21 protein-coding genes are annotated in these 21,628 nt (G+C 70.5%); 10 read left to right on the forward strand and 11 right to left on the reverse strand.

Annotated features, from left to right (window positions below; all coding sequences use genetic code 11):
* Window positions 1-281 precede the first annotated feature (281 nt).
* Genes ABZ135_RS20730 through ABZ135_RS20740 form a run of 3 tightly spaced genes read right to left on the reverse strand, consistent with a single transcriptional unit; the run spans window position 282 to window position 2,202 of the window.
* The gene (locus ABZ135_RS20730) at window positions 282-1,115 is read right to left on the reverse strand and encodes a hypothetical protein (RefSeq protein WP_356697677.1); all 834 of its coding nucleotides are present in this window, start codon (window positions 1,113-1,115) and stop codon (window positions 282-284) included.
* Window positions 1,112-1,387, reverse strand: a complete 276-nt coding sequence (locus ABZ135_RS20735; protein ID WP_356697678.1) for a DUF397 domain-containing protein — start codon at window positions 1,385-1,387, stop codon at window positions 1,112-1,114. Before ABZ135_RS20735 ends, ABZ135_RS20730 begins: the two co-directional genes overlap by 4 nt.
* On the reverse strand, window positions 1,363-2,202 hold the full coding sequence (locus tag ABZ135_RS20740; protein ID WP_356697679.1) for a helix-turn-helix transcriptional regulator: 840 nt from the start codon (window positions 2,200-2,202) through the stop codon (window positions 1,363-1,365). Before ABZ135_RS20740 ends, ABZ135_RS20735 begins: the two co-directional genes overlap by 25 nt.
* 132 nt (window positions 2,203-2,334) lie before the next feature.
* On the opposite strand from ABZ135_RS20740, the gene ABZ135_RS20745 reads away from it, so the two are divergent.
* The 5 genes from ABZ135_RS20745 to ABZ135_RS20765 all read left to right on the forward strand — a co-directional run bounded on the left by ABZ135_RS20745 (window position 2,335) and on the right by ABZ135_RS20765 (window position 4,966).
* Window positions 2,335-2,559 (forward strand): hypothetical protein, encoded by a 225-nt coding sequence (locus ABZ135_RS20745; protein WP_356697714.1) that lies wholly within the window; start codon window positions 2,335-2,337, stop codon window positions 2,557-2,559.
* A complete protein-coding gene (locus tag ABZ135_RS20750) occupies window positions 2,556-2,771 on the forward strand; it encodes a hypothetical protein (RefSeq protein WP_356697680.1) in 216 nt (71 codons plus the stop codon). Before ABZ135_RS20745 ends, ABZ135_RS20750 begins: the two co-directional genes overlap by 4 nt.
* 80 nt (window positions 2,772-2,851) lie before the next feature.
* Complete coding sequence (recO, locus tag ABZ135_RS20755) at window positions 2,852-3,601, forward strand: DNA repair protein RecO (protein WP_356697681.1); 750 nt, start codon at window positions 2,852-2,854, stop codon at window positions 3,599-3,601.
* Window positions 3,602-3,614: 13 nt separating this feature from the next.
* Entirely contained in the window at window positions 3,615-4,439 is an 825-nt protein-coding gene (locus ABZ135_RS20760; protein ID WP_356697682.1) for an isoprenyl transferase, read from the forward strand.
* 20 nt (window positions 4,440-4,459) lie between these two features.
* Window positions 4,460-4,966 carry a YcxB family protein gene (locus ABZ135_RS20765; RefSeq protein WP_356697683.1) on the forward strand — a complete coding sequence of 169 codons (507 nt, stop codon included), beginning with the start codon at window positions 4,460-4,462 and terminating at the stop codon, window positions 4,964-4,966.
* A gap of 95 nt (window positions 4,967-5,061) precedes the next feature.
* On the opposite strand, the gene ABZ135_RS20770 is transcribed toward ABZ135_RS20765, so the two are convergent.
* From ABZ135_RS20770 to ABZ135_RS20785, 4 genes are all read right to left on the reverse strand, one after another.
* Window positions 5,062-5,472, reverse strand: a complete 411-nt coding sequence (locus ABZ135_RS20770; protein ID WP_345488510.1) for a Fur family transcriptional regulator — start codon at window positions 5,470-5,472, stop codon at window positions 5,062-5,064.
* Window positions 5,473-5,588: 116 nt separating this feature from the next.
* Window positions 5,589-6,482 carry a metal ABC transporter permease gene (locus ABZ135_RS20775; protein ID WP_356697684.1) on the reverse strand — a complete coding sequence of 298 codons (894 nt, stop codon included), beginning with the start codon at window positions 6,480-6,482 and terminating at the stop codon, window positions 5,589-5,591.
* A 2-nt stretch (window positions 6,483-6,484) separates the two neighbouring features.
* The gene (locus ABZ135_RS20780; protein WP_356697685.1) at window positions 6,485-7,246 is read right to left on the reverse strand and encodes a metal ABC transporter ATP-binding protein; all 762 of its coding nucleotides are present in this window, start codon (window positions 7,244-7,246) and stop codon (window positions 6,485-6,487) included.
* A gap of 23 nt (window positions 7,247-7,269) precedes the next feature.
* Window positions 7,270-8,289 (reverse strand): metal ABC transporter substrate-binding protein, encoded by a 1,020-nt coding sequence (locus ABZ135_RS20785; RefSeq protein WP_356697686.1) that lies wholly within the window; start codon window positions 8,287-8,289, stop codon window positions 7,270-7,272.
* A gap of 76 nt (window positions 8,290-8,365) precedes the next feature.
* Here ABZ135_RS20785 and ABZ135_RS20790 point away from each other — a divergent pair, with 76 nt between their 5' ends.
* Window positions 8,366-9,838 carry a hypothetical protein gene (locus ABZ135_RS20790; RefSeq protein ID WP_356697687.1) on the forward strand — a complete coding sequence of 491 codons (1,473 nt, stop codon included), beginning with the start codon at window positions 8,366-8,368 and terminating at the stop codon, window positions 9,836-9,838.
* Between the two features lie 66 nt (window positions 9,839-9,904).
* Window positions 9,905-11,287, forward strand: coding sequence for a glycine--tRNA ligase (locus ABZ135_RS20795; RefSeq protein ID WP_356697688.1), 1,383 nt, complete (start codon window positions 9,905-9,907; stop codon window positions 11,285-11,287).
* 88 nt (window positions 11,288-11,375) lie between these two features.
* Here the strand turns inward: ABZ135_RS20795 and ABZ135_RS20800 are convergent, their stop codons facing one another.
* The 3 genes from ABZ135_RS20800 to ABZ135_RS20810 all read right to left on the reverse strand — a co-directional run bounded on the left by ABZ135_RS20800 (window position 11,376) and on the right by ABZ135_RS20810 (window position 14,601).
* The gene (locus tag ABZ135_RS20800) at window positions 11,376-11,963 is read right to left on the reverse strand and encodes a TetR family transcriptional regulator (protein ID WP_356697689.1); all 588 of its coding nucleotides are present in this window, start codon (window positions 11,961-11,963) and stop codon (window positions 11,376-11,378) included.
* A 76-nt stretch (window positions 11,964-12,039) separates the two neighbouring features.
* Window positions 12,040-13,083, reverse strand: coding sequence for an aldo/keto reductase (locus tag ABZ135_RS20805; protein WP_356697690.1), 1,044 nt, complete (start codon window positions 13,081-13,083; stop codon window positions 12,040-12,042).
* Between the two features lie 42 nt (window positions 13,084-13,125).
* The gene (locus ABZ135_RS20810; protein ID WP_356697691.1) at window positions 13,126-14,601 is read right to left on the reverse strand and encodes an MFS transporter; all 1,476 of its coding nucleotides are present in this window, start codon (window positions 14,599-14,601) and stop codon (window positions 13,126-13,128) included.
* 52 nt (window positions 14,602-14,653) lie between these two features.
* On the opposite strand from ABZ135_RS20810, the gene dusB reads away from it, so the two are divergent.
* The 3 genes from dusB to ABZ135_RS20825 all read left to right on the forward strand — a co-directional run bounded on the left by dusB (window position 14,654) and on the right by ABZ135_RS20825 (window position 20,435).
* The gene (gene dusB, locus ABZ135_RS20815) at window positions 14,654-15,790 is read left to right on the forward strand and encodes a tRNA dihydrouridine synthase DusB (RefSeq protein WP_356697692.1); all 1,137 of its coding nucleotides are present in this window, start codon (window positions 14,654-14,656) and stop codon (window positions 15,788-15,790) included.
* A 356-nt stretch (window positions 15,791-16,146) separates the two neighbouring features.
* The gene (gene ppdK / locus ABZ135_RS20820) at window positions 16,147-18,858 is read left to right on the forward strand and encodes a pyruvate, phosphate dikinase (protein WP_356697693.1); all 2,712 of its coding nucleotides are present in this window, start codon (window positions 16,147-16,149) and stop codon (window positions 18,856-18,858) included.
* Between the two features lie 521 nt (window positions 18,859-19,379).
* Window positions 19,380-20,435, forward strand: coding sequence for a winged helix-turn-helix domain-containing protein (locus tag ABZ135_RS20825; RefSeq protein WP_356697694.1), 1,056 nt, complete (start codon window positions 19,380-19,382; stop codon window positions 20,433-20,435).
* Here the strand turns inward: ABZ135_RS20825 and ABZ135_RS20830 are convergent.
* The gene (locus tag ABZ135_RS20830; RefSeq protein ID WP_356697695.1) at window positions 20,405-21,562 is read right to left on the reverse strand and encodes an alkaline phosphatase PhoX; all 1,158 of its coding nucleotides are present in this window, start codon (window positions 21,560-21,562) and stop codon (window positions 20,405-20,407) included. The genes ABZ135_RS20825 and ABZ135_RS20830 overlap by 31 nt on opposite strands.
* Window positions 21,563-21,628 lie beyond the last annotated feature (66 nt).

The raw sequence follows: 21,628 nt of genomic DNA on the forward strand, positions 1-21,628 counted from the left end.
ATGGGGCCCGATGGGCGGACAAGAGCGAGTACGCAAGGTGCACCGGCCGCTGTGGCGCGCCGGCCTGGAGATCGTCCCGGACCCGGACCCGGACGCCGCCGCCGCGTCGGCGTTCCCCCACGATGTCCTCCGGGCCGTGCCTGGGGACGAAGGCCACCGGCCTCTTCGACCACCGCCGGGAATTCCTCGTGCGCCTTCCCCAGGGCACGAGGAGCCACCGGGACGCGATCCACCGGGTGAACTTCGGCGGCGCCGCGCGTTCCCCCTGGCGGTGCAGGGGGTCAGATGTTCTGACCCATGAGGATCATCAGGTAGACGAGGCCGAGCGTCGCGGCCCACAGGATCAGGGACACGAGCGCGACCAGCACGCGGACGAAGGGCGGATAGACGCCGACCGCCGTGCCGGGGGCATGGGGGGAGTAGCTGATCTCGATCTCGCTCGCGTACGCCTGCCGGAAGTAGGAGTGGGTCGTGCCGCTCGCGTCCGTGTACGTGTACGTCCCCGACTTGCCGTACGGGCTCGTGCGCACCGCCATCACGGTGATGCCGCGCCGGGGGAGCCACCACATCTGGAAGGCCCGCTCCATGGTGTAGGCGCTGAAGAGGTTGAGGAGGATCGCCACGATCCCCAGGATCACGGAGAGGACGAGCGCGCTCGGCCCGTCGTTGACGACGACCAGCACGCTCATGGCGATGAGCCCCGCGAGCCCGGGGCCGAGGGCCGTCAGGGCCCAGGCGAGGCCCCTGGCCTTCTCTCCGGCGCTGAGGGGAGTCGGCGGGGTGGAGGGCGTGCGCAGGGAGCGGGTCGTCACCAGCGAGGCGCCGTCGAGGGAGAGGTCGAGGTCGGGCAGTGCGGCCGCGGCGTCGTTCACGGCCTTGGAGAACAGCATGGCCGCCGCCTCGTTCACGCCGTCCACCCGGTAGCCGACGCCGGGGGCGCCTCCCGGCGCCCGCAGCTCGAAGACCACGGCCGGACCGTCCGGGGCGACGAAACGAATCGCCTCCAGCGGTATCCGTATCTCCTCGTCCTCGCGCCGCAGCGTCAGCGCCCCGTCCGCGTACCGGAGCAACGCGCCGCCGTGGCCGCGCAGCACCGGGACGGAGACAGCCGTCACCCCTTGACCCCGGCGACGAACGCGGCCCAGGCGGCGGCCGGTACGACGAGGGCGGGGCCGTTCGGGACCTTGCTGTCGCGGACGGGGACGACACCGGGGACACCGTCGAGCACCTCGACGCAGTTACCGCCCTCACCGTTGCTGTAGGAGCTCTTGCGCCAGGCGGCGCCGGCGAAGTCGTAGGTGACCTCGACGCAGTCGCCGCCCTGGCTGTTGCTGTAGCTGCTCTTGAACCAGCGGGCGTTGCTCAGGTCGTACCCGTAGTCGCGCATCGTCTGTAGTCCTCCGCCGCCGACTCGATCAGTGCGAGGGACGCCTCCGGCGACAGCGTGGCGACCCTGAGCAGATCGTAGGCGCGCTGGGCCTGCTTCACCACAGCCGGATCGTCGAGGAGCGTCCCCGAAAACTCCGTCTCCGTATAGGCCGTGGGCGGCTGGTCCTCGAACTCCATGAGCTTGAGCGTGCCGGTCATCCAGGCGTGTGCGCCGACGGCTCGGGGGAGGACGTTCACCAGCACACGCCGCTGTCGGATCAGCGCTGCGATGTGCTCCAACTGTCCGGCCATGACAGCCGGTCCCCCTATAGGGGTGAGGAGGGCGTTCTCGTGCAGGATGGCCCAATACTCCGGCCTTGTAGCGGCCTTCAGGATTGCCGCACGCTCGATCCGCGCGGTGACCTTCTCCTCGATGTACTCCTCCGATGCGACCGGGTTGCCTCCCAGCGTCACCGCCCGCGCGTACTCCGGAGTCTGCAGCAGTCCCGGCACCACCAACGGCCCGAACTCGCAGATCTTCGTCGCCACGGCCTCCAACTCCGCCACCTCGTAGAAATACGAGGCATACGGCGACTTGTCGATGAGCTTCTTACACGTCCGTTCGAAAATACCGCCGGTTTGTAGCACCGCGTCGATTCTCTTCGCCACATCCAACTGCGGCTTCCTGACCCCCTGCTCGAACAGCCCGATATAGGTCCCGGACACGAACACCCGTGCCCCCAGATCGGTCTGCGAGAGTCCTGCCGCCTCCCGGTGCTCCTTCAGCAGCTCGCCGAAGAACTCCCAGGCTTCTTCCCGCTTGGCTTTGGCCATGGATTGACTCCCGTACCCCACAACGCAGTTGTTGCCCCAGCGCGTCTGTCGATTCTACGGAGCGGCCCCCACCCTTGAGGTGGAAAGCGGGAAATGGATTCGGAAAGGAGCGCGTTGGTGAAGGAAGACAGCATGCGACCGACGGAAACTGAAGAAGCGCGAGAGGCGGTGGCGGAATTGCGCGAGGCACTCGGGCGGGCCGGAATCACGCTGCCCTCGCTCGGGCTGGACGTCATCACCCTCGCCGCCGATCCTCCTCGGCCGCTGATCGAACTCGGGTGCTGCACGGCGGCCACCGCGCGACTGCTCGCCGCAGCGCTCGCCGGAGCACCCACGAACGAAGGAGGACGAGGATGAAGCCGCCCATCGGGGCGTACGTCGTCGACATCCGCACGGGAAGGGTCGGCACCGTCATGGGACACGAGGGGCCCTACCTCCAGGTCCGTCCCCTCGGCGGCGGCCGGGAATGGGACTGCGAGCCGGACGGTGTCCGGGTCGCGACCACCGCCGAGCGGCTGAGCGCCGCCACCGCGCACGCGAACGCCCGCAGCCGGGGCGAGGTGCCCTGAACGGAGTCGCCGCACGGGCGCCGACGGAGTCCCCCGGGTACCCGCCCGGGGCTCCCCGCGGCGTACGGGACAATGGGGCCATGAGCCTGTTCCGCGACGACGGCATCGTGCTGCGCACCCAGAAGCTGGGTGAAGCGGACCGCATCGTCACGCTGCTCACGCGCGGTCACGGCCGCGTACGCGCCGTCGCGCGCGGGGTGCGCCGGACCAAGTCGAAGTTCGGGGCGCGGCTCGAACCGTTCTCGCACGTCGACGTGCAGTTCTTCGCCCGGGGGAGTGAGCTGATCGGGCGCGGGCTGCCGCTGTGCACGCAGAGCGAGACCATCGCCCCGTACGGCAGCGGGATCGTCACCGACTACGCCCGCTACACCGCCGGTACCGCCATGCTGGAGACGGCGGAACGGTTCACCGACCACGAGGGCGAGCCGGCCGTGCAGCAGTACCTGCTGCTCGTGGGTGGATTGCGCACCCTCGCGCGCGGGGAGCACGCCCCCCACCTCATCCTCGACGCCTTCCTGCTCCGCTCGCTCGCCGTCAACGGCTACGCGCCCAGCTTCGAAGACTGTGCGAAATGCGGACTTCCCGGACCGAACCGTTTCTTTTCGGTCGCAGCGGGCGGAGTGATCTGCGCGGACTGTCGGGTGCCCGGAAGCGTCGTACCCTCTGCGGAGGCCGTAGGGCTGCTCAGCGCGCTGCTCACGGGCGACTGGGAGACGGCGGACGCGTGCGAGCCGCGTCACGTCAGGGAGGGCAGCGGACTGGTGTCCGCCTATCTGCACTGGCACCTGGAGCGCGGGCTGCGCTCGCTGCGGTACGTAGAGAAGAGCTAGGAGAGACCACGCCATGGCCATCGCACGACTCCTCGGGCGGCAGCGACGGGAGTACGCCACCCCCGAGCCGCACCCGTCCGGTGCCCGACCGCCGAAGCTCCAGCCGGAGCTGGTGCCCGAGCACGTCGCGATCGTCATGGACGGCAACGGCCGCTGGGCCAAGCAGCGCGGTCTGCCGCGCACCGAGGGGCACAAGGTCGGCGCCGAGCAGGTGCTCGACGTGCTCCAGGGCGCGATCGAGATGGGCGTCGGCTCGATCTCGCTGTACGCCTTCTCCACGGAGAACTGGAAGCGCTCGCCCGAGGAGGTGCGCTTCCTGATGAACTTCAACCGGGACTTCATCCGCAAGAGCCGCGACCAGCTCGACGCGCTCGGCGTCCGCGTGCGCTGGGTGGGCCGCATGCCCAAGCTGTGGAAGTCGGTGGCCAAGGAGCTCCAGATCGCCCAGGAGCAGACCAAGGACAACACCCGGCTCACGCTCTACTTCTGCATGAACTACGGCGGCCGTGCGGAGCTCACGGACGCGGCGCAGGCGCTGGCCGAGGACGTGAAGGCGGGCCGGCTCGACCCGTCGAAGATCACCGAGAAGACCATCCAGAAGTACCTCTACTACCCGGACATGCCGGACGTCGACCTCTTCCTGCGCCCCAGCGGCGAGCAGCGCACCTCGAACTATCTGATCTGGCAGAGCGCGTACGCCGAGATGGTCTTCCAGGACGTCCTGTGGCCCGACTTCGACCGCCGCGACCTGTGGCGGGCGTGCGTCGAGTACGCGCAGCGCGACCGCCGCTTCGGGGGCGTGGACCCGGCGGACCTCGCCGTCCTCGACAAGGCGTGAGCGGGAACGGGGGGCATGTGATGGAGCTCGTCTACACGCCGACGCGCGAGGACATCGTCGACGCCGTACGGGTGCAACTGCGGCGCGGCTCGTTCCGGCTGCTGCGGTGGCTGCTGCCGCTTGCCGCCGTGCTGGCGTTCCTGGCCACCGCCCTGCTGCTGACCGGGCCCGCCGAGCCGAACGTCGGGGGCGCGATGCTCCTGGGCGGGCTCGGTCTGTTCGCGACCGTCCTCATGCCCTTGACGGTCCGGCTGACCGCCCGGCAGGTGTACGCGATGGTCGCGCGGCAGGGCGAGCACCGGGCGAGCCTCGACGAGGACGGGGTGCGCTGGGTGACGGGCGTCTGCGAGACGACGGCCCGCTGGCAGATGACGCCCCGCTACATCGAGACCCCGACGCAGTTCGTGCTGCTCTCCGGCGACAAGGGCCGTGCGGGCGTCGCCGCCCTGCCCAAGCGCGGGCTCGCCGACCCGGCCGACGTGGACCGGCTGCGGGAGCTCCTGGACCGGAACATCACCCGTATGTGAGACGTACGCGCACGTGAGAGGGCCCGCACCGGACGCAACCGGTGCGGGCCCTCTCGTACAGCCATGCGTACAGCCATGCGTACAGCCGGGAAGAACTACTTCGCCGCGCACTCCGCGCACGTGCCGAAGATCTCGACGGTGTGCGCCACGTTCACAAATCCGTGCTCCGCCGCGATCGTCTCGGCCCACTGCTCGACGGCCGGGCCCTCCACCTCCACGGCCTTGCCGCAGACGCGGCAGACCAGATGGTGATGGTGGTCGCCGGTCGAGCAGCGGCGGTAGACGGTCTCGCCGTCGCTGGTGCGCAGCGCGTCGACCTCGCCGGCCTCGGCGAGGGACTGGAGCGTCCGGTAGACGGTGGTGAGGCCGACCGAGTCGCCGCGGTGCTTGAGCATGTCGTGCAGCTCCTGAGCGCTGCGGAACTCGTCCACCTCGTTCAGAGCCGCCGAGACGGCGGCCCGCTGCTTGGTCGAGCGGCCTCGTACGGGGGGTCCTGCCGTCACCACGGGGGCCTCCTTGAATGCTTGTGTGCCCCCGCCATTCTGCCAGCCCCCCGTCGGAGTCCCGTCGGAGTCCCGTCGGTCTCCCGTCGGTCCCGCGTCGGACTCCCGTGTCGCCGGCCTCAGACCTTCACGTCGTCGGTGGGGCGACGGGTGCCGGGGACCGCCGCGTCGCAGGCGCGGGCGGCGGCTTCGGCGGCCCGGGCGCGGCGCCTGGCCAGCGGTGCGGCGAGCGCGGTCAGGACGATGAAGACGCCGATCGCGAGGAGCACGATCGTCGCGCCGGGCGGCACGTCCTGGTAGTACGAGGTGACGGTGCCGGTCAGGGTGACGCCGCTGCCGATGAGCACGGCCAGGACGAAGGTCGCGCGGAAGGACCGGGAGAGCTGCTGGGCGGCGGCCACCGGGACCACCATGAGCGCGCTGACCAGGAGCAGGCCGACGACCCGCATGGCGACCGTGACGGTCACGGCGGCGGTGACGGCGATCAGCAGGTTGAGGAAGCGCACCGGCAGGCCGGTGACGCGGGCGAAGTCCTCGTCCTGGCTGACGGCGAAGAGCTGGCGGCGCAGGCCGACCGTGACGAGGACCACGAAGCCGGCCAGGACGCTGATCGCGGTGACGTCCTCGGGGGAGACCGTCGTCAGCGAGCCGAAGAGGAACGAGCTCAGGTTGGCGTTGGAGCCGGTCGGCGTCAGGTTGATCAGCAGGACGCCGCCGGCCATGCCGCCGTAGAAGAGCAGGGCGAGCGCGAGGTCGCCGCGGGTCTTGCCGTAGGCGCGGATCAGCTCCATGGCGACGGAGCCGACGACGGCGACGGCGGTGGCCATCCAGACGGGGCTGGTGTTGAGGAGGAAGCCGAGGCCGACGCCGGTCATGGCGACATGGCCGATGCCGTCGCCCATCAGGGCCTGGCGGCGCTGGACGAGGTAGATGCCGACGGCGGGCGCGGTGATGCCGACGAGCACGGCGGCCAGCAGGGACCGCTGCATGAAGGCGAGCTGGAGGATGTCCATGATCAGGTCAGCAATCCGGTACGGATCGGCTCGTCGGCCGCGTGGGGGTGGACGTGGTCGTGGCCGGGCAGCGCGTGCTGGCCCACGGCCTTCGGGGGCGGGCCGTCGTGGACGACGCAGCCGTCGCGCAGCACGACGGCGCGGTCGATCAGCGGCTCCAGCGGGCCGAGCTCGTGCAGGACGAGCAGGACGCTCGTACCGCCGGCGACCTGCTCGCGCAGGGTGGCGGCGAGGATCTCCTGGCTGGCCAGGTCGACGCCGGCCATCGGCTCGTCCATGATCAGCAGCTCGGGTTCGGAGGCGAGCGCGCGGGCGATGAGCACGCGCTGGTGCTGGCCGCCGGAGAGCGCGGAGACGGAGTCCTTGGCGCGGTCGGTGAGGCCGACGAGCTCGATGGCCCGGTCGACGGCGGCGCGGTCGGCCCTGGTCGGCCAGCCGAAGCGGCGGCGCGAGAGCCGGCCGGAGGTGACGACCTCGCGGATGGTGGCGGGGACGCCGCTGGCGGCGGTGGTGCGCTGCGGCACGTAGCCGATGCGGGCCCAGTCGCGGAATCGCTTCTGCTCGGTGCCGAAGAGCTCGATGGTGCCGCCGGTCAGCGGGACCTGGCCGATGACGGAGCGGACGGCGGTGGACTTGCCGGAGCCGTTGGCGCCGAGCAGGGCGACGACCTCACCGTGGTTCACGGTGAGGTCGACGCCCCGGAGGACGGGCCGTGCGCCGAGGGCGGCGGTGGCCCCGCGTACGGAGATGACGGGCGCGCTCACGGTTGCCTCCTGCTGTGCTCGCTTCACTTCGCGCCGAGGGCCTTCTTCAGCGCGGCGAGGTTGGACTGCATGACCTCGATGTAGTCATCGCCCTTGGACTGCTTCGTGATTCCCTCCAGCGGGTCGAGCACGTCGGTCTTGAGGCCGGTGTCGTTCGCGAGGGTCTTGGCGGTCTTGTCGCTCGCCAGGGTCTCGAAGAAGACGGTGGAGACCTTGTCCTTCTTCGCGATCTCCTGGAGCTCCTTCATGCGGGCGGGGCTCGGCTCGGACTCGGGGTCGATGCCGGAGATGCCCTCCTGCTCCAGGCCGTAGCGCTCGGCGAGGTAGCCGAAGGCGGAGTGGGTGGTGATGAAGGTCTTGGTGGTGGTGTTCTTCAGGCCGTCGCGGAAGGCGGTGTCCAGGTCGCCGAGCTTCTTCACCAGGGCGTCGGTGTTCTTCTTGTAGTCGGCGGCGTGGGCCGGGTCGGCCTTCTCCAGGGCGCTGCCGAATCCCTTGGCGACCTCGGCGTACTTCACGGGGTCGAGCCAGATGTGCGGGTCGGCGCCGGCCTCGGAGCCGTGGTCGTGGCCCTCGTGGGTCCCGTGGCCCTCCTCGCCGGCGTGCGCGGCGTGCTCCTCGGCGGTCTCGCCCTCGTGGCCGTGCTCGTGGCCGACCTCGGTGCCGTGCTCCTCGAGCGTGGTGAGGCCGGCGGCGTCGACGGTGTTCTTCACGCCCGCCTGCTGGACGGCCTCGTCGACAGCGGGCTGGATGCCCTTGAGGTAGAGGATGACGTCGGCCTCGCCGAGCTCGCCGATCTGCTTCGGCTTGAGCTCCAGGTCGTGCGGCTCGACGCCCGGCTTGGTGAGCGTGGTGACGGAGACGCGGTCGCCGCCTATCTGCTCGGCCAGGTACTGCATCGGATAGAACGACGCCACGACGTCCAGCTTGCCGTCGCTCTTCTTGTCCGCCGCGTCGGAGGTCCCGGAGCAGGCGGAGAGGGTGACGAGCCCGAGGGCGACGGCTCCGGCGACGGCGGTGGTGGGTATCAGGCGACGTACGTTCATGACACTCATTTTCAACAAAACTGGAAACGGTTGTCAATTGCCGCATCTGTGTTCCCGCCCACTACTGTGCCCGTTCATGCGGCGCACGGAGATCAACGGCATCCCCCTCTACTGGGACGACATTCCCGGGCCCTTCACAGCCTGGCTTCTGGTCGGTACGGGCCTGGAGGACGAGCCGTTCCCCCGGGCCGGTGTCACGGAGCTCGTCGAGCAGCTCGCCGTGGCCGCCGTCGCCGTCGCCGGCCCCGGGCGTGACGTCGACGAGCTCGACTCCGCTGTGGCGGGCGACCACACCCGCTTCCGGATCGTCGGCGAGCCCGAGCGGGCCGCCGAAGCCGTGAACCGCCTGTGCCGGGCGCTCGCCGGCCCTCCGGTCGACGGGCTTGCCGGCGCGTCCCGGCGGGTCCGGGCGCGGCAGGAGCGGGAAGAGCGCTGGGAGGGGTTTCAGGAGCGGGAGCTGAGGTTCCGTTACGGGCTGCGGGGGCCCGGCAGGAACGGATGGGAGGCGCCGGCCGTCGAGCACATCGGCGGCGAGGCCGTGCGGGCCTGGGCCGCGGAGCGCTTCACGCGGGGCAATGCGGTCCTGGTGCTGACCGGGCCGCCGCCCAAGGCCCTGGATCCACGGCTGCCGGAGGGGCCGCGCGTCGAGCGGCCTGTCGTCGCGCCGCTGCCGGGGACCTCCGGCTGCTGGGTGGAGGCGCCACACGCGTGGGGCGAGCGGGTCGCGGTCTCGTTCGAGGCGCCCGCCTCGCCGGCCGGGCACATCGCGGTCGAGCTCGCCCGGGAACGGGCCCTGCGGGAGCCGCGGGTGGCACCGAACCTGACCGGGGACGTCGAGATCCACTCCTCCTACGTGGGCGGCGGCCGCATGCTCTTCCACCTGGTCGCCGAGACCGACGAGCCGGGCGTCCGGGCCGTCGCCGACGGGCTCGACGGCCTCCTCCGGGAGCTGGCGGCCGAAGGCCCCGCCGAGGAGGAGGTGCGGCGCGTCGAGCGGATCTGGTCGGACCGGCTCGACGGCGAGGAGCAGCGGCGGACGCAGCTCTTCGTGGCGGGCCTCGACCACCTGTCGGGTCTGGAGTTCCTCGACACCCCGATCCTGCGGGCCCGGCTCGCCGCGTACGGTCCCGAGGACGTCCGCGCCGCCCTCGCCGCGTACCCCTCGACCGCGCTGCTCGTCCTGCCCGCGCACTGCGAGCCGAGCGAGGGCAGTCCCTTCGTCCCGGAGCCGGACCAGGACGGGAAGGACCTGCACGAGGCGTACGTGTACCGGCCGAAGCTCTTCGGTCCGGCCGGGCGACACGCGCGGATGTATCTGGGCGACGAGGGGATCGCCCACTGGACGGGCAGATGTCACCACGTCGTGCGCTGGCACCAGGTCGCCGGGGTCGGGGTGGCCGAGGGCCGGCGGGTGGTGTTCGGCGAGCAGGGCGCGGTCATCGATATAGCCGCAGACTGGTACAAGTCCGGAGGCGATCTGATCGCGGCGGTCGACGCCCGCGCCCCCGCCTCCCTCCGCTTCCCCATCGGCGAGGGGGAACCGATTTGATACGGGGGGTGCGGGCGCCGGTAACCTGAGGCATTCGCACTTCGTCGTCGTAATGAAGAGAGCACCGTGGCCGCCGACAAGATCGACACCATCGTCAGCCTGAGCAAGCGCCGTGGCTTCGTCTACCCGTGCAGCGAGATCTACGGCGGACAGCGTGCCGCCTGGGACTACGGGCCGCTGGGTGTCGAACTCAAGGAGAACATCAAGCGTCAGTGGTGGCGCTACATGGTCACCTCGCGCGAGGACGTCGTCGGCATCGACTCGTCGGTGATCCTGGCCACCGAGGTCTGGGAGGCATCCGGTCACGTCGCCACCTTCACCGACCCGCTGACCGAGTGCACCTCCTGTCACAAGCGTTACCGCGCCGACCACCTGGAGGAGGCGTACGAGGAGAAGCACGGCCGCCTCCCCGAGAACGGCCTCACCGACCTCAACTGCCCCAACTGCGGTAACAAGGGCACCTTCACCGAGCCCAAGCAGTTCTCCGGCCTGCTCTCCACGCACCTCGGCCCGACCCAGGACACCGGCTCCGTCGCGTACCTGCGTCCCGAGACCGCGCAGGGCATCTTCACCAACTTCGCCCAGGTGCAGACCACCGCGCGCAAGAAGCCGCCGTTCGGCATCGCGCAGATGGGCAAGTCCTTCCGGAACGAGATCACTCCGGGCAACTTCATCTTCCGCACCCGCGAGTTCGAGCAGATGGAGATGGAGTTCTTCGTCAAGCCGGGCGAGGACGAGCAGTGGCAGGAATACTGGATGGAGCAGCGCTGGAACTGGTACACCGGCCTGGGTCTCCGTGAGGAGAACATGCGCTGGTTCGAGCACCCGCAGGAGAAGCTCTCCCACTACTCCAAGCGCACCGCCGACATCGAGTACCGCTTCCAGTTCGGCGGCAGCGAGTGGGGCGAGCTCGAGGGCGTCGCCAACCGCACCGACTACGACCTGAGCGCCCACGCCAAGGCATCCGGCGCCAACCTGATGTTCCACGAGCAGGAGAGCGGCGAGCGCTACACGCCGTACGTCATCGAGCCCGCGGCCGGTGTCGGCCGCACGATGCTCGCCTTCATGCTCGACGCGTACACCGAGGACGAGGCCCCGAACGCCAAGGGCGTCATGGAGAAGCGCACGGTGCTGCGCCTGGACCACCGCCTGGCCCCGGTCAAGGTCGCCGTCCTGCCGCTGTCCCGCAACGCGCAGCTCTCGCCGAAGGCCAAGGGCCTCGCGGCCGACCTGCGGCAGAACTGGAACATCGAGTTCGACGACGCCGGCGCCATCGGCCGCCGCTACCGCCGCCAGGACGAGATCGGCACCCCGTTCTGCGTCACCGTCGACTTCGACACCCTCGAGGACAACGCGGTGACCGTGCGCGAGCGCGACACCATGAAGCAGGAGCGCGTCTCCCTCGACCAGATCCAGGGCTACCTGGCCAGCCGCCTGCTGGGCTGCTGACTCCGGTCGTACGGCGAAGCCCCCGGTTCCGTTTCGGAACCGGGGGCTTTTCCCTGCGCGGGCTGTACGTGGAGGTGGGGCCGTGGCGTCAGGCGCGCAGGCCGCGCAGCAACAGGTCCACCACGGCGTCGAACTCCGCCTCGATCGTGGGGCGCCGCCACTCGGCGGCGTACATCGGGTCGTGGAAGCGGCCGGTCGCGTCGAACAGTGCGCGGGCCGTGGCCGCCGGGTCGGGAGCGGTGAACTCCCCGCTCCGTACGCCCGCTTCGACGATCTCCCGGATCTGGCCGATCAGCGCCTCGATGTGCTCCTCGACGACACCGCTGGCCTCGTCGATCAGCACCCCGTACGTGGCGAACAGCTCGGGGTCGTCGCCCGCCTTGTGCCGCTTGGCCTCGAAGAGGCTCGTGAACCAGGAGCGGAGCTTCTCCCCGGCCGGCTGCCCGGAGCGCGCGATCAGCTCGGCGAGAGCGACCTCGGAGCGGCTCAGCCACCGCTCGGTGACCGCCTCGCGCAGCGCCGCCTTCGTGCGGAAGTGGCGGTAGACGCTGCCGTGACTCACGCCCAGCACCCGGGCCACGTCCACGACGGTCGCCTTCGCCGGGCCGTAGCGGCGCAGCACCTCCTCGGTGGCTTCGAGGATGCGGTCCGCGGTCAGGGTCTCGGTGGCAGCCATGGAACGACAGTACCTGTCAGCGCGGATCTGTCAGCAAGCGCCGGATCGGTGACACCACCTGCCCGTGCGGAGCCGTTCAGCGCTCGCTGTCCAGGTCGGCCATCTGCGACTCCGGGTAGCGCGCGCCGGTGGCCGCGCCGGCCGGGACCGCCTCCTCGATCGCCGCCAGGTCGGCCGTGTCCAGCGTGACGTCCAGGGCGCCGAGCGCCTCCGCGAGACGGTCCCGGCGGCGGGCGCCGATCAGCGGCACGATGTCGGCGCCGAGCCGGGGCCCCTGCGCCAGGACCCAGGCGATCGCGGTCTGGGCGACCGTCACGCCCTTGGCCTCGGCGACCGCGCGCAGCCGGTCCACCAGGTCCAGGTTCCGCGCCAGGTTGTCGCCCTGGAAGCGCGGGGACATCCCGCGGAAGTCGCCGGGGGCGAAGGTCTGCTCCCGGGTGACATGGCCGCTGATGAGGCCGCGGGAGAGGACCCCGTACGCCGTGATGCCGATGCCGAGCTCGCGGGCGGTGGGCAGGATGTCCCGCTCGATGTCACGGGATATCAGCGAGTACTCGATCTGGAGGTCGGCGATCGGGGCGACGGCGGCGGCCCGGCGCAGGGTGCCGGCGCCGACCTCGGAGAGGCCGATGTGCCGGACGTGCCCGGCCTCCACCAGCTCGGCGATGGCGCCGACGGTCTCCTCGATCGGCACGTCGGGGTCGACGCGGGCGATCCGGTAGATGTCGATGTGGTCGGTGCCCAGGCGCTGCAGCGAATAGGCCGCGAAGTTCTTCACCGCGGCCGGCCGGCCGTCGTACCCCGACCAGCCGCCTTCGGCGGTGCGCAGGGCGCCGAACTTGACGCTGGTCAGGGCCTGCTCGCGGGCGGCGGCGGGGGCGGTGCGCAGGGCCTCGCCGATCAGCAGCTCGTTGTGCCCCATCCCGTAGAAGTCGCCGGTGTCGAGCAGGGTGACCCCGGCGTCCAGGGCGGCGTGGATCGTTGCGATCGACTCGGCCCGGTCGGCCTCGCCGTACAGCGCGGACATGCCCATGCAGCCGAGGCCGAGCGCGGAGACGTGGGGGCCGGTGGCGCCGAGGGGGCGGGTGGGGAGGGAGCGGGGAAGGGAAGTCGTCGTCATGCCGACAAGCATGGCATGAGCGATGACAGATTTCAATATCTGTCATTCGTGTCGGGAGGTGGACGCCTTGGTTGTCGTCTGAAGACCGCCCTCCGCCTCGAGGCGCCTCGCTGTCCGCTCGGCCGTCCCCCGCGCCCAGGACCCGCTGGTCAGCGCGCCGGCGAGCAGCACGGCCAGGCCGCAGCCCGTCACGATCCAATAGACCGGTTTGCTCGCCTCCACGAAGCCCTCGGTCGTGTACGTGGCGGCGGAGGCGAGGCCCGTCGTCAGGACCGCGCCCGCCACCGCGACGCCCAGCGTCTGGCCGATCTGCCGGCTCGTCGAGGCCACCGCCGCCGCCACCCCGGCCTGCGCGCGGGGCATCCCCGACACCGCCGTGTTGGTGATCGGCGCGTTCACCAGTCCGAAGCCGATGCCGAACACCACGTAGCCGGTGAAGAGCATCGGCGTGCTGGTCTCCGCGTGGAAGGCGGCGAACAGCAGCGCGCCGGCCGCCATCGCCGTGCCCGCGAGCACCAGCGAGGGCCGCGGGCCGCGCGCCCCCACCAGCCGGCCGGACAGCGGCGCGAAGACGAAGGTCATCGCCGCCATCGGCAGCATGAAGAGCCCCGCGTGCAGGGCGGACAGCCCGCGGACGTCCTGGAGGTAGAGGGTGTTGAGGAAGAGGAAGGCCCCGAGCGCGGAGAAGGCGCACACCGCGATCACCGTCGCCCCGCTGAACGGCGCGCTGCGGAAGAACCGCAGGTCGATCAGGGGCTCGCGGCGCCTCGGCTCGTAGAGCAGGACGCCGACCAGGGCGAGGCCGGCGATCCCGGCGAACAGCACGCTGGTCTCGATGATCGCGTACGTGAGGGAGCCGAGCAGCAGCGTCACCAGGATCTGGCCCACCGGGTCGGGGCGGCGGGGCCGGGGCGCGCGGGACTCGGGGACATAGCGGAGGGTCAGCAGCAGGGCGGCGAGACCGATCGGCAGATTCACCCAGAAGATCGCCCGCCAGCCGACCGACTGGACGAGCAGTCCGCCCACCAGCGGACCGGTCGCCATCGAGACGCCGACGACCGCGCCCCAGGCGCCGATGGCACGCGCGCGTGCCGCCGGTTCCGTGAAGGTGTTGATGATGATCGACATGGCGACCGGGTTCAGCATGGAGCCGCCGACCGCCTGCACCATCCGGAACGCGATCAGCGCCTCCAGGCTGGGCGCGAGCGAGCACAGCAGGGAGCCGAGCACGAAGAGCACGAGGCCGGTGAGGAAGACCTTGCGGCGGCCGATCCGGTCGGCGGTGGAGCCGGAGAGCATGAGCAGCGAGGCCAGCACCAGGGTGTAGGCGTCGATGGTCCACTGGAGGCCGGACACGGAGGCGTGCAGCTCCCGCTGGAGGGAGGGCAGGGCGACGTTGAGCGCGGTGTTGTCCAGGCTGACGATCAGCAGGCTCATGCAGCAGATCGCCAGGACGATCCGCTGGCGGCCGCGCGAGAGACCCGCCTTCGGGGGGCCGGGCTGCAGGGGCTCGGACATGTGCGGATCGTACGGCTGTCTAAAGAGTCGCGCAGTGCGGGACAATGGGCCAATGACCGCGTTCTCCCCCCTCGCCATCGGGCCGCACACCGTGCAGCCGCCGGTGGTGCTCGCGCCGATGGCCGGCATCACCAACGCCCCGTTCCGCACCCTCTGCCGCGAGTTCTCCGGCGGCAAGGGACTGTTCGTGAGCGAGATGATCACGACACGGGCGCTGGTCGAGCGCAACGAGAAGACGATGCAGCTCATCCGCTTCGACGACACCGAGAAGCCGCGTTCCATCCAGCTCTACGGCGTGGACCCGGTGACCGTCGGCAAGGCCGTGCGGATGATCGTGGACGAGGACCTGGCCGACCACATCGACCTGAACTTCGGCTGCCCGGTCCCCAAGGTCACCCGCAAGGGCGGCGGCTCGGCGCTCCCGTACAAGCGGCCGCTGCTGCGGGCGATCCTGCACGAGGCCGTGTCGAACGCCGGCGCGCTGCCGGTGACGATGAAGATGCGCAAGGGCATCGACGACGACCACATCACGTATCTGGACGCCGGCCGGATCGCCGTGGAGGAGGGCGTCACTGCCATCGCCCTGCACGGCCGCACGGCCGCCCAGCACTACGGCGGCACGGCCGACTGGGACGCCATCGCCCGTCTGAAGGAACACGTGCCCGAGATCCCGGTGCTCGGCAACGGCGACATCTGGTCGGCGGACGACGCGCTGCGGATGATGCGCGAGACCGGCTGCGACGGCGTGGTCGTGGGCCGTGGCTGCCTCGGCCGGCCGTGGCTCTTCGGCGACCTGGTGGCCGCCTTCGAGGGCACCGACGACTACGCGCGGCCCGAGCTGCGGACGGTCGCGGACACGATGGTGCGGCACGCGCGGCTGCTCGGCGAGTGGCTGGGCGACGAGTCGCGGGGTGTCATCGACTTCCGCAAGCACGTGGCCTGGTACCTGAAGGGCTTCGCGGTCGGTTCCGAGATGCGCAAGAAGCTGGCGATCACCTCGTCCCTGGACGAACTGCGCGCTCAGTTGAGCGAGCTCGATCTGGACCAGCCCTGGCCGGCGGGGGCGGACGGCCCTCGGGGCCGTACGTCCGGAAACAACCGAGTCGTCCTGCCGGACGGCTGGTTGAAGGACCCCTACGACTGCGCCGGAGTCAGCGAGGACGCGGAGCTGGACACGTCCGGCGGGTGAGATCCGGGCCCTTCCCGGCGAGTGATTCTCGCCACCCCTGATAGGGGGTGTGCTCAGATGAGCAGGTTACGGGCCCGTCTCCCGCTTGAAGGGTGGCACTGGGTGCCACCCTTTTTGCGTTCAAGACTTGAACGCAGATGCTGGTTTACGCGCTCATGTGAGCGCGATAGCCCAGCTTTGAGTCAAAGGAGCTTCGGGGCCTGAAAGCGGAAGCTACCGCTCAGTTACTTTCGATGTGCTGGCGGACGGGTGGTTAAGACCAAGTGACCGGTAGGCGTACCTCCCCAGACGCCTTCGATCTGGGTATGTTCCTCGCCGTCAGGGCAGCCAACCGAGTCGTCGAGGAGTCGAGACCCGTGTCGGAAAACAATGATCAGAAGTTCGTGTACGACTTCACCGAGGGGAACAAGGACCTCAAGGACCTCCTCGGTGGCAAGGGCGCGAACCTGGCCGAGATGACCAACCTCGGTCTCCCGGTTCCTCCCGGCTTCACGATCACGACCGAGGCGTGCAAGACCTACCTCGACAGCGGCTCCGAGCCGGCCGAGCTCCGCGACGAGGTCAGCGCGCACCTCGACGCCCTGGAGCGGAAGATGGGCAAGAAGCTCGGCCAGGCCGACAACCCGCTGCTCGTCTCCGTCCGCTCCGGCGCCAAGTTCTCGATGCCGGGCATGATGGACACCGTCCTCAACATCGGTCTCTCCGACGTCTCCGTCGAGGGCCTCGCCGCCCAGGCCGACAACGAGCGCTTCGCCTGGGACTCGTACCGCCGCCTCATCCAGATGTTCGGCAAGACCGTCCTCGGCGTCGACGGCGAGCTCTTCGAGGACGCCCTCGACGAGGCCAAGGCCGCCAAGAAGGTCGCCAGCGACACCGACCTCGACGCCGCCGACCTGAAGAAGCTCGTCGAGAAGTTCAAGACGATCGTCAAGGACGCGACGGGCCGCGACTTCCCGCAGGACCCGCGCGAGCAGATGGACCTGGCCATCAAGGCCGTCTTCGACTCCTGGAACGGCGACCGCGCCAAGCTGTACCGCCGCCAGGAGCGCATCCCGCACGACCTCGGCACCGCCGTCAACGTCTGCTCCATGGTCTTCGGCAACCTCGGCCCGGACTCCGGCACCGGCGTCGCCTTCACCCGCGACCCCGCCTCCGGCCACCAGGGCGTCTACGGCGACTACCTGCAGAACGCGCAGGGCGAGGACGTCGTCGCCGGCATCCGCAACACCGTGCCGCTCGCCGAGCTCGAGTCGATCGACAAGAAGTCGTACGACCAGCTCATGCAGATCATGGAGACGCTGGAGACCCACTACAAGGATCTCTGCGACATCGAGTTCACCATCGAGCGCGGCCAGCTCTGGATGCTCCAGACCCGCGTCGGAAAGCGCACCGCCGGTGCCGCCTTCCGCATCGCCACCCAGCTCGTGGACCAGGGCCTGATCGACGAGGCCGAGGCGCTCCAGCGCGTCAACGGCGCCCAGCTCGCCCAGCTCATGTTCCCCAAGTTCGACGAGAACGCCGCCGTGGAGCAGATCGGCCGCGGCATCGCCGCCTCCCCGGGCGCCGCCGTCGGCAAGGCCGTCTTCGACTCGTACACGGCCGTCAAGTGGTCCCGCTCCGGCGAGAAGGTCATCCTCATCCGCCGCGAGACCAACCCGGACGACCTGGACGGCATGATCGCCGCCGAGGGCATCCTCACCTCCCGCGGCGGCAAGACCTCGCACGCCGCCGTCGTCGCCCGCGGCATGGGCAAGACCTGTGTCTGCGGCGCCGAGGAGCTCGAGGTCGACACCAAGCGCCGCCGGATGACCACCGCCTCCGGCGTGGTCGTCGAGGAGGGCGACGTCGTCTCCATCGACGGCTCCACCGGCAAGGTCTACCTCGGTGAGGTACCCGTCGTACCGTCCCCGGTCGTCGAGTACTTCGAGGGCCGCATGCACGCCGGCGCCGACGACGCCGACGAGCTGGTCCAGGCCGTCCACCGGATCATGGCCTACGCCGACCGCGTCCGCCGCCTGCGCGTCCGCGCCAACGCCGACAACGCCGAGGACGCCTCGCGCGCCCGCCGCTTCGGCGCCCAGGGCATCGGCCTGTGCCGCACCGAGCACATGTTCCTCGGTGAGCGCCGCCAGTACGTCGAGCGCCTGATCCTCGCCGACACCGACGAGGAGCGCGAGGCGTCGCTGAAGGCCCTTCTGCCGCTGCAGAAGCAGGACTTCGTCGAGCTCTTCGAGGCGATGGACGGCCTGCCCGTCACCGTCCGCCTGCTCGACCCGCCGCTGCACGAGTTCCTGCCCGACATCACCGAGCTGTCGGTGCGCGTCGCCCTCGCCGAGGCCCGCAAGGAGCCGCACGAGAACGACCTGCGCCTGCTCCAGGCCGTGCACCGGCTGCACGAGCAGAACCCGATGCTGGGTCTGCGCGGCGTCCGCCTCGGCCTGGTCATCCCCGGCCTGTTCACCATGCAGGTCCGCGCCATCGCCGAGGCCGCCGCCCAGCGGATCGACGCCAAGGGCGACCCGCGCGCCGAGATCATGATCCCGCTCGTCGGCACCGTCCAGGAGCTGGAGCTGGTCCGCGAGGAGGCCGAGCAGGTCATCGCCGAGGTCCAGGCGCAGACCGGCGTCGAGCTGAAGCTCGCGCTCGGCACCATGATCGAGCTGCCGCGCGCCGCCGTGACGGCCGGTCAGATCGCCGAGGCCGCCGAGTTCTTCTCCTTCGGCACCAACGACCTCACCCAGACCGTCTGGGGCTTCTCCCGCGACGACGTGGAGGCCAGCTTCTTCACCGCGTACCTGGAGAAGGGCATCTTCGGCGTCAGCCCCTTCGAGACCATCGACAAGGACGGTGTGGGCGCTCTGGTCCGCAGCGCCGTCGAGGCCGGCCGCGCCACCCGCCCGGACATCAAGCTCGGTGTCTGCGGCGAGCACGGCGGTGACCCGGAGTCGGTGCACTTCTTCCACGAGGTGGGCCTCGACTACGTCTCCTGCTCGCCGTTCCGGATCCCGGTGGCGCGTCTGGAGGCCGGCCGCGCGGCGGCCGAGTCGAAGGGCAGCGACAGCCGCTGAACCCAGGTTCAGTAGCAAAGACCCCGGAGCCGCCGTTCGTCCCCGACCCTCAAACCGATGGGCGGCGGCTCCGGTCTCCATGAGAGACGGGGCGGACACCTTGTGCGGAGGTGTCCGCCCCGTCGTGTTTCGTCCCCGTGCGGTCGTTGCATGATCGTTGGGGAAATGTGTGTTCCTGTTCAACTCCATGGCCATGGCGCATTGAATTATTCGGTGTTGAACTTTCGCAAAGAATGAGGCGGGCGCGACCCCCGGATCCCCACCCGGAGGCCGCGCCCATTACCCTCGTCGGGCGGGTGAGCCGCAACCTCGCCGACCGCCGCCGGACGCGACAAAGCCCCCCACGGTCTTCGCCGCGTCACCTCGGTCCTGAAGGTTTCCCGTCCGACACCGCACAGCTTTTCGGTTCTCGGCGTTCGCCGCGATGCCTTTCAAGTGTGGCTGAAACACCCTGGTAACGTGCAGTGATGCTGTGCATACTCGTCGTCGGGGGTGGTTGCGAGTGCACAGGTGGGGGTTCCATGCTGCGGATTCATTTCACCGGAAACGACTTGGCCGGGGTCCGGATGGCCGCCCGGCCGGATGTTCTATGGGAAACGATTCTCAGTTTTCACCGTTTAAGAGACCGGCGCGGCTCGATGGTGTATGGGGAATGGCGGTCCGAGGCGCGTATACGACTGGGCTCTGAGACCCGGCTGCTCGCCGCGCTCGTGCCGAGCCGCGGCTATTTCCCCGACTTCCTGACGCCGCCCCAGGGCATCCTCGGGCTCGACGAGGGCCTGGACGCGATCCGGGCCACCCCGCCCGGCCGGCTCCACACCGAGCTGGCCCTGGTCGGCGCCGGCCGTTCCGGCCGTTCCGGCCGCCCCGCCGTCCCGGCCGCGCTGCGGTCCCTGGCCGACGGCGCCAGCGAACCCCTCGGACGGCTCCTCGCCGCTCTGCGCAGCTACCACCGGGCCGCCGTGGAGCCGTACTGGACCGGCATCCAGGCCCGGGTCGAGGCCGACCGGGCCAAACGCGGCCGGGCCCTGCTGGACGGGGGAGCGGACGAACTCCTGGCGTCCCTGCCGCCGATGCTCCGCTGGCGCAGCCCCGTCCTGGAGGCCGACTATCCGGTCGACCGGGAGCTCCACCTCGACGGGCGCGGGCTGCTGCTCCAGCCCTCGTACTTCTGCCGCGGCACCCCGGTCGTGCTGCGCGATCCCGGCCTCACGCCGGTGCTGGTCTACCCGATCACCCACTGCGAGCCGCCGACCGTGCGCGCGCCGGGCCTGCCCTCGCTGGCCAAGCTCGTCGGGCACACCCGCTCCGCGGTCCTCAGCGCCATCGGCGACGGCGGCACCACGAGCGAACTGGCCCGCAGGGCCGGGGTGTCGGTCGCCTCCGCGAGCCAGCACGCCGGCGTGCTGCGCGAGGCCGGCCTGGTCGCCACGCTGCGGCACGGCAACGCGGTCCTGCACACCCTGACGCCGTTGGGCGCCGCCCTGCTGGGCGGCGCCCACGACCCGGTGCTCGGCACCGGTTCGGCCGGGTGCTACGCGAAGAGCTACGCGCGGAACGGGCCGGTCACCTCGTAGGTGATGCCGCCGGAGGAGCTGCCGCTGGTGCCGCGCTGGCTGGAGAAGTACAGCCGCTTGCCGTCCGGGGAGAAGGCCGGGCCGCAGATCTCGGACGAGGACTGGCCGTTGATGCGCAGGAACGGGGCCACGACGTCGTCGGGGGTGATCAGGCAGATCTCCATGTTGCCGCCGTCCTCCGCGATGAAGAGGTCGCCGGAGGAGGAGCCGGTGATGTTGTCGACGCCGGTGAGCGGCGCGCCACCGCTCACCAGCGAGTCGTCGTAGGCCAGTTCGTACGTGCTCGTGGCGAGGTTGAGCTGCCAGACCCGGCCGTCGCCCTTGGTGGTGAACCAGACGGTGTCGTTGGCGTAGTGGCAGCCCTCGCCGCCGTTGAACACCTTGGCGCCGGAGACCTGGTAGCGGGTGGCGGTCGGGGAGCCGTCCGGGTCGGGGACGTTGGCCCAGGTGAAGGAGCCGGAGGTGGCCGTGCCGGCCTTCAGGACCTGCAGGGTGCCGGAGGAGAGGTTGCCCCAGGTGCCCGGCACGAAGCGGTAGAAGCAGCCGTCGGACTTGTCCTCGGTCAGGTAGATCACCTTGCGCACCGGGTCCGCCGCCGCGGCCTCGTGGTTGAAGCGGCCCATCGCGGCCCGGCGGGTGGCGGCGTTCACGCCCCAGGGGTCGGTCTCGTAGACGTAACCGGTGTCGACCTCCTCGCAGGACAGCCAGGTGTTCCACGGGGTCTTGCCGCCCGCGCAGTTGCGGTTGGTGTTGGACAGGATGCGGTAGGCCGAGGTGACGCCGCCCGAGGAGTTGAACTTGATCGCGCTCGCGCCGCCGGTGCTGGATATCTCCGAGTTGGACACGTAGATCCAGCCGGTTCCGTCGGCGAAGCAGGCGCCTCCGTCGGGGGCGTTGTGCCAGACGTACGAGGTGCCGGGGACGGTCTGGCCGGACCGGGCGATGACCCGGCTGGTGAAGCCGGCGGGCAACTGGATGCCGTTGGCGTCCGCCGCGCCCAGCGCCCCGTACGGGCCGGCGCCGGGCTGGGCGGGGGCGGCGTAGGCCGCCCCGCGCATCAGTGTGTAGCCGAAGGCGGCGGCCGAGGTGCCCATGACCGCTCCACGCAGGAAACTGCGTCGCTCCACGTCTCACTCCTGTCGGGGGTGTGAATCGCCCCGCCGCACCGGTCGGCGGCGGGGTCGCGCGCTTCC

The organism is Streptomyces sp. NPDC006339, assembly GCF_040612775.1.
Taxonomy (GTDB): domain Bacteria; phylum Actinomycetota; class Actinomycetes; order Streptomycetales; family Streptomycetaceae; genus Streptomyces.

Coding starts and splice junctions, on each gene's coding strand:
- ABZ135_RS20735 (WP_356697678.1), bottom strand. CDS start 1,387: ATGCGCGACTACGGGTACGACCTGAGCAACGCCCGCTGGTTCAAGAGC.
- ABZ135_RS20740 (WP_356697679.1), bottom strand. CDS start 2,202: ATGGCCAAAGCCAAGCGGGAAGAAGCCTGGGAGTTCTTCGGCGAGCTG.
- ABZ135_RS20745 (WP_356697714.1), top strand. CDS start 2,335: ATGCGACCGACGGAAACTGAAGAAGCGCGAGAGGCGGTGGCGGAATTG.
- ABZ135_RS20750 (WP_356697680.1), top strand. CDS start 2,556: ATGAAGCCGCCCATCGGGGCGTACGTCGTCGACATCCGCACGGGAAGG.
- recO (WP_356697681.1), top strand. CDS start 2,852: ATGAGCCTGTTCCGCGACGACGGCATCGTGCTGCGCACCCAGAAGCTG.
- ABZ135_RS20760 (WP_356697682.1), top strand. CDS start 3,615: ATGGCCATCGCACGACTCCTCGGGCGGCAGCGACGGGAGTACGCCACC.
- ABZ135_RS20765 (WP_356697683.1), top strand. CDS start 4,460: ATGGAGCTCGTCTACACGCCGACGCGCGAGGACATCGTCGACGCCGTA.
- ABZ135_RS20775 (WP_356697684.1), bottom strand. CDS start 6,482: ATGGACATCCTCCAGCTCGCCTTCATGCAGCGGTCCCTGCTGGCCGCC.
- ABZ135_RS20785 (WP_356697686.1), bottom strand. CDS start 8,289: ATGAACGTACGTCGCCTGATACCCACCACCGCCGTCGCCGGAGCCGTC.
- ABZ135_RS20790 (WP_356697687.1), top strand. CDS start 8,366: ATGCGGCGCACGGAGATCAACGGCATCCCCCTCTACTGGGACGACATT.
- ABZ135_RS20800 (WP_356697689.1), bottom strand. CDS start 11,963: ATGGCTGCCACCGAGACCCTGACCGCGGACCGCATCCTCGAAGCCACC.
- ABZ135_RS20805 (WP_356697690.1), bottom strand. CDS start 13,083: ATGACGACGACTTCCCTTCCCCGCTCCCTCCCCACCCGCCCCCTCGGC.
- ABZ135_RS20810 (WP_356697691.1), bottom strand. CDS start 14,601: ATGTCCGAGCCCCTGCAGCCCGGCCCCCCGAAGGCGGGTCTCTCGCGC.
- dusB (WP_356697692.1), top strand. CDS start 14,654: ATGACCGCGTTCTCCCCCCTCGCCATCGGGCCGCACACCGTGCAGCCG.
- ABZ135_RS20825 (WP_356697694.1), top strand. CDS start 19,380: ATGCTGCGGATTCATTTCACCGGAAACGACTTGGCCGGGGTCCGGATG.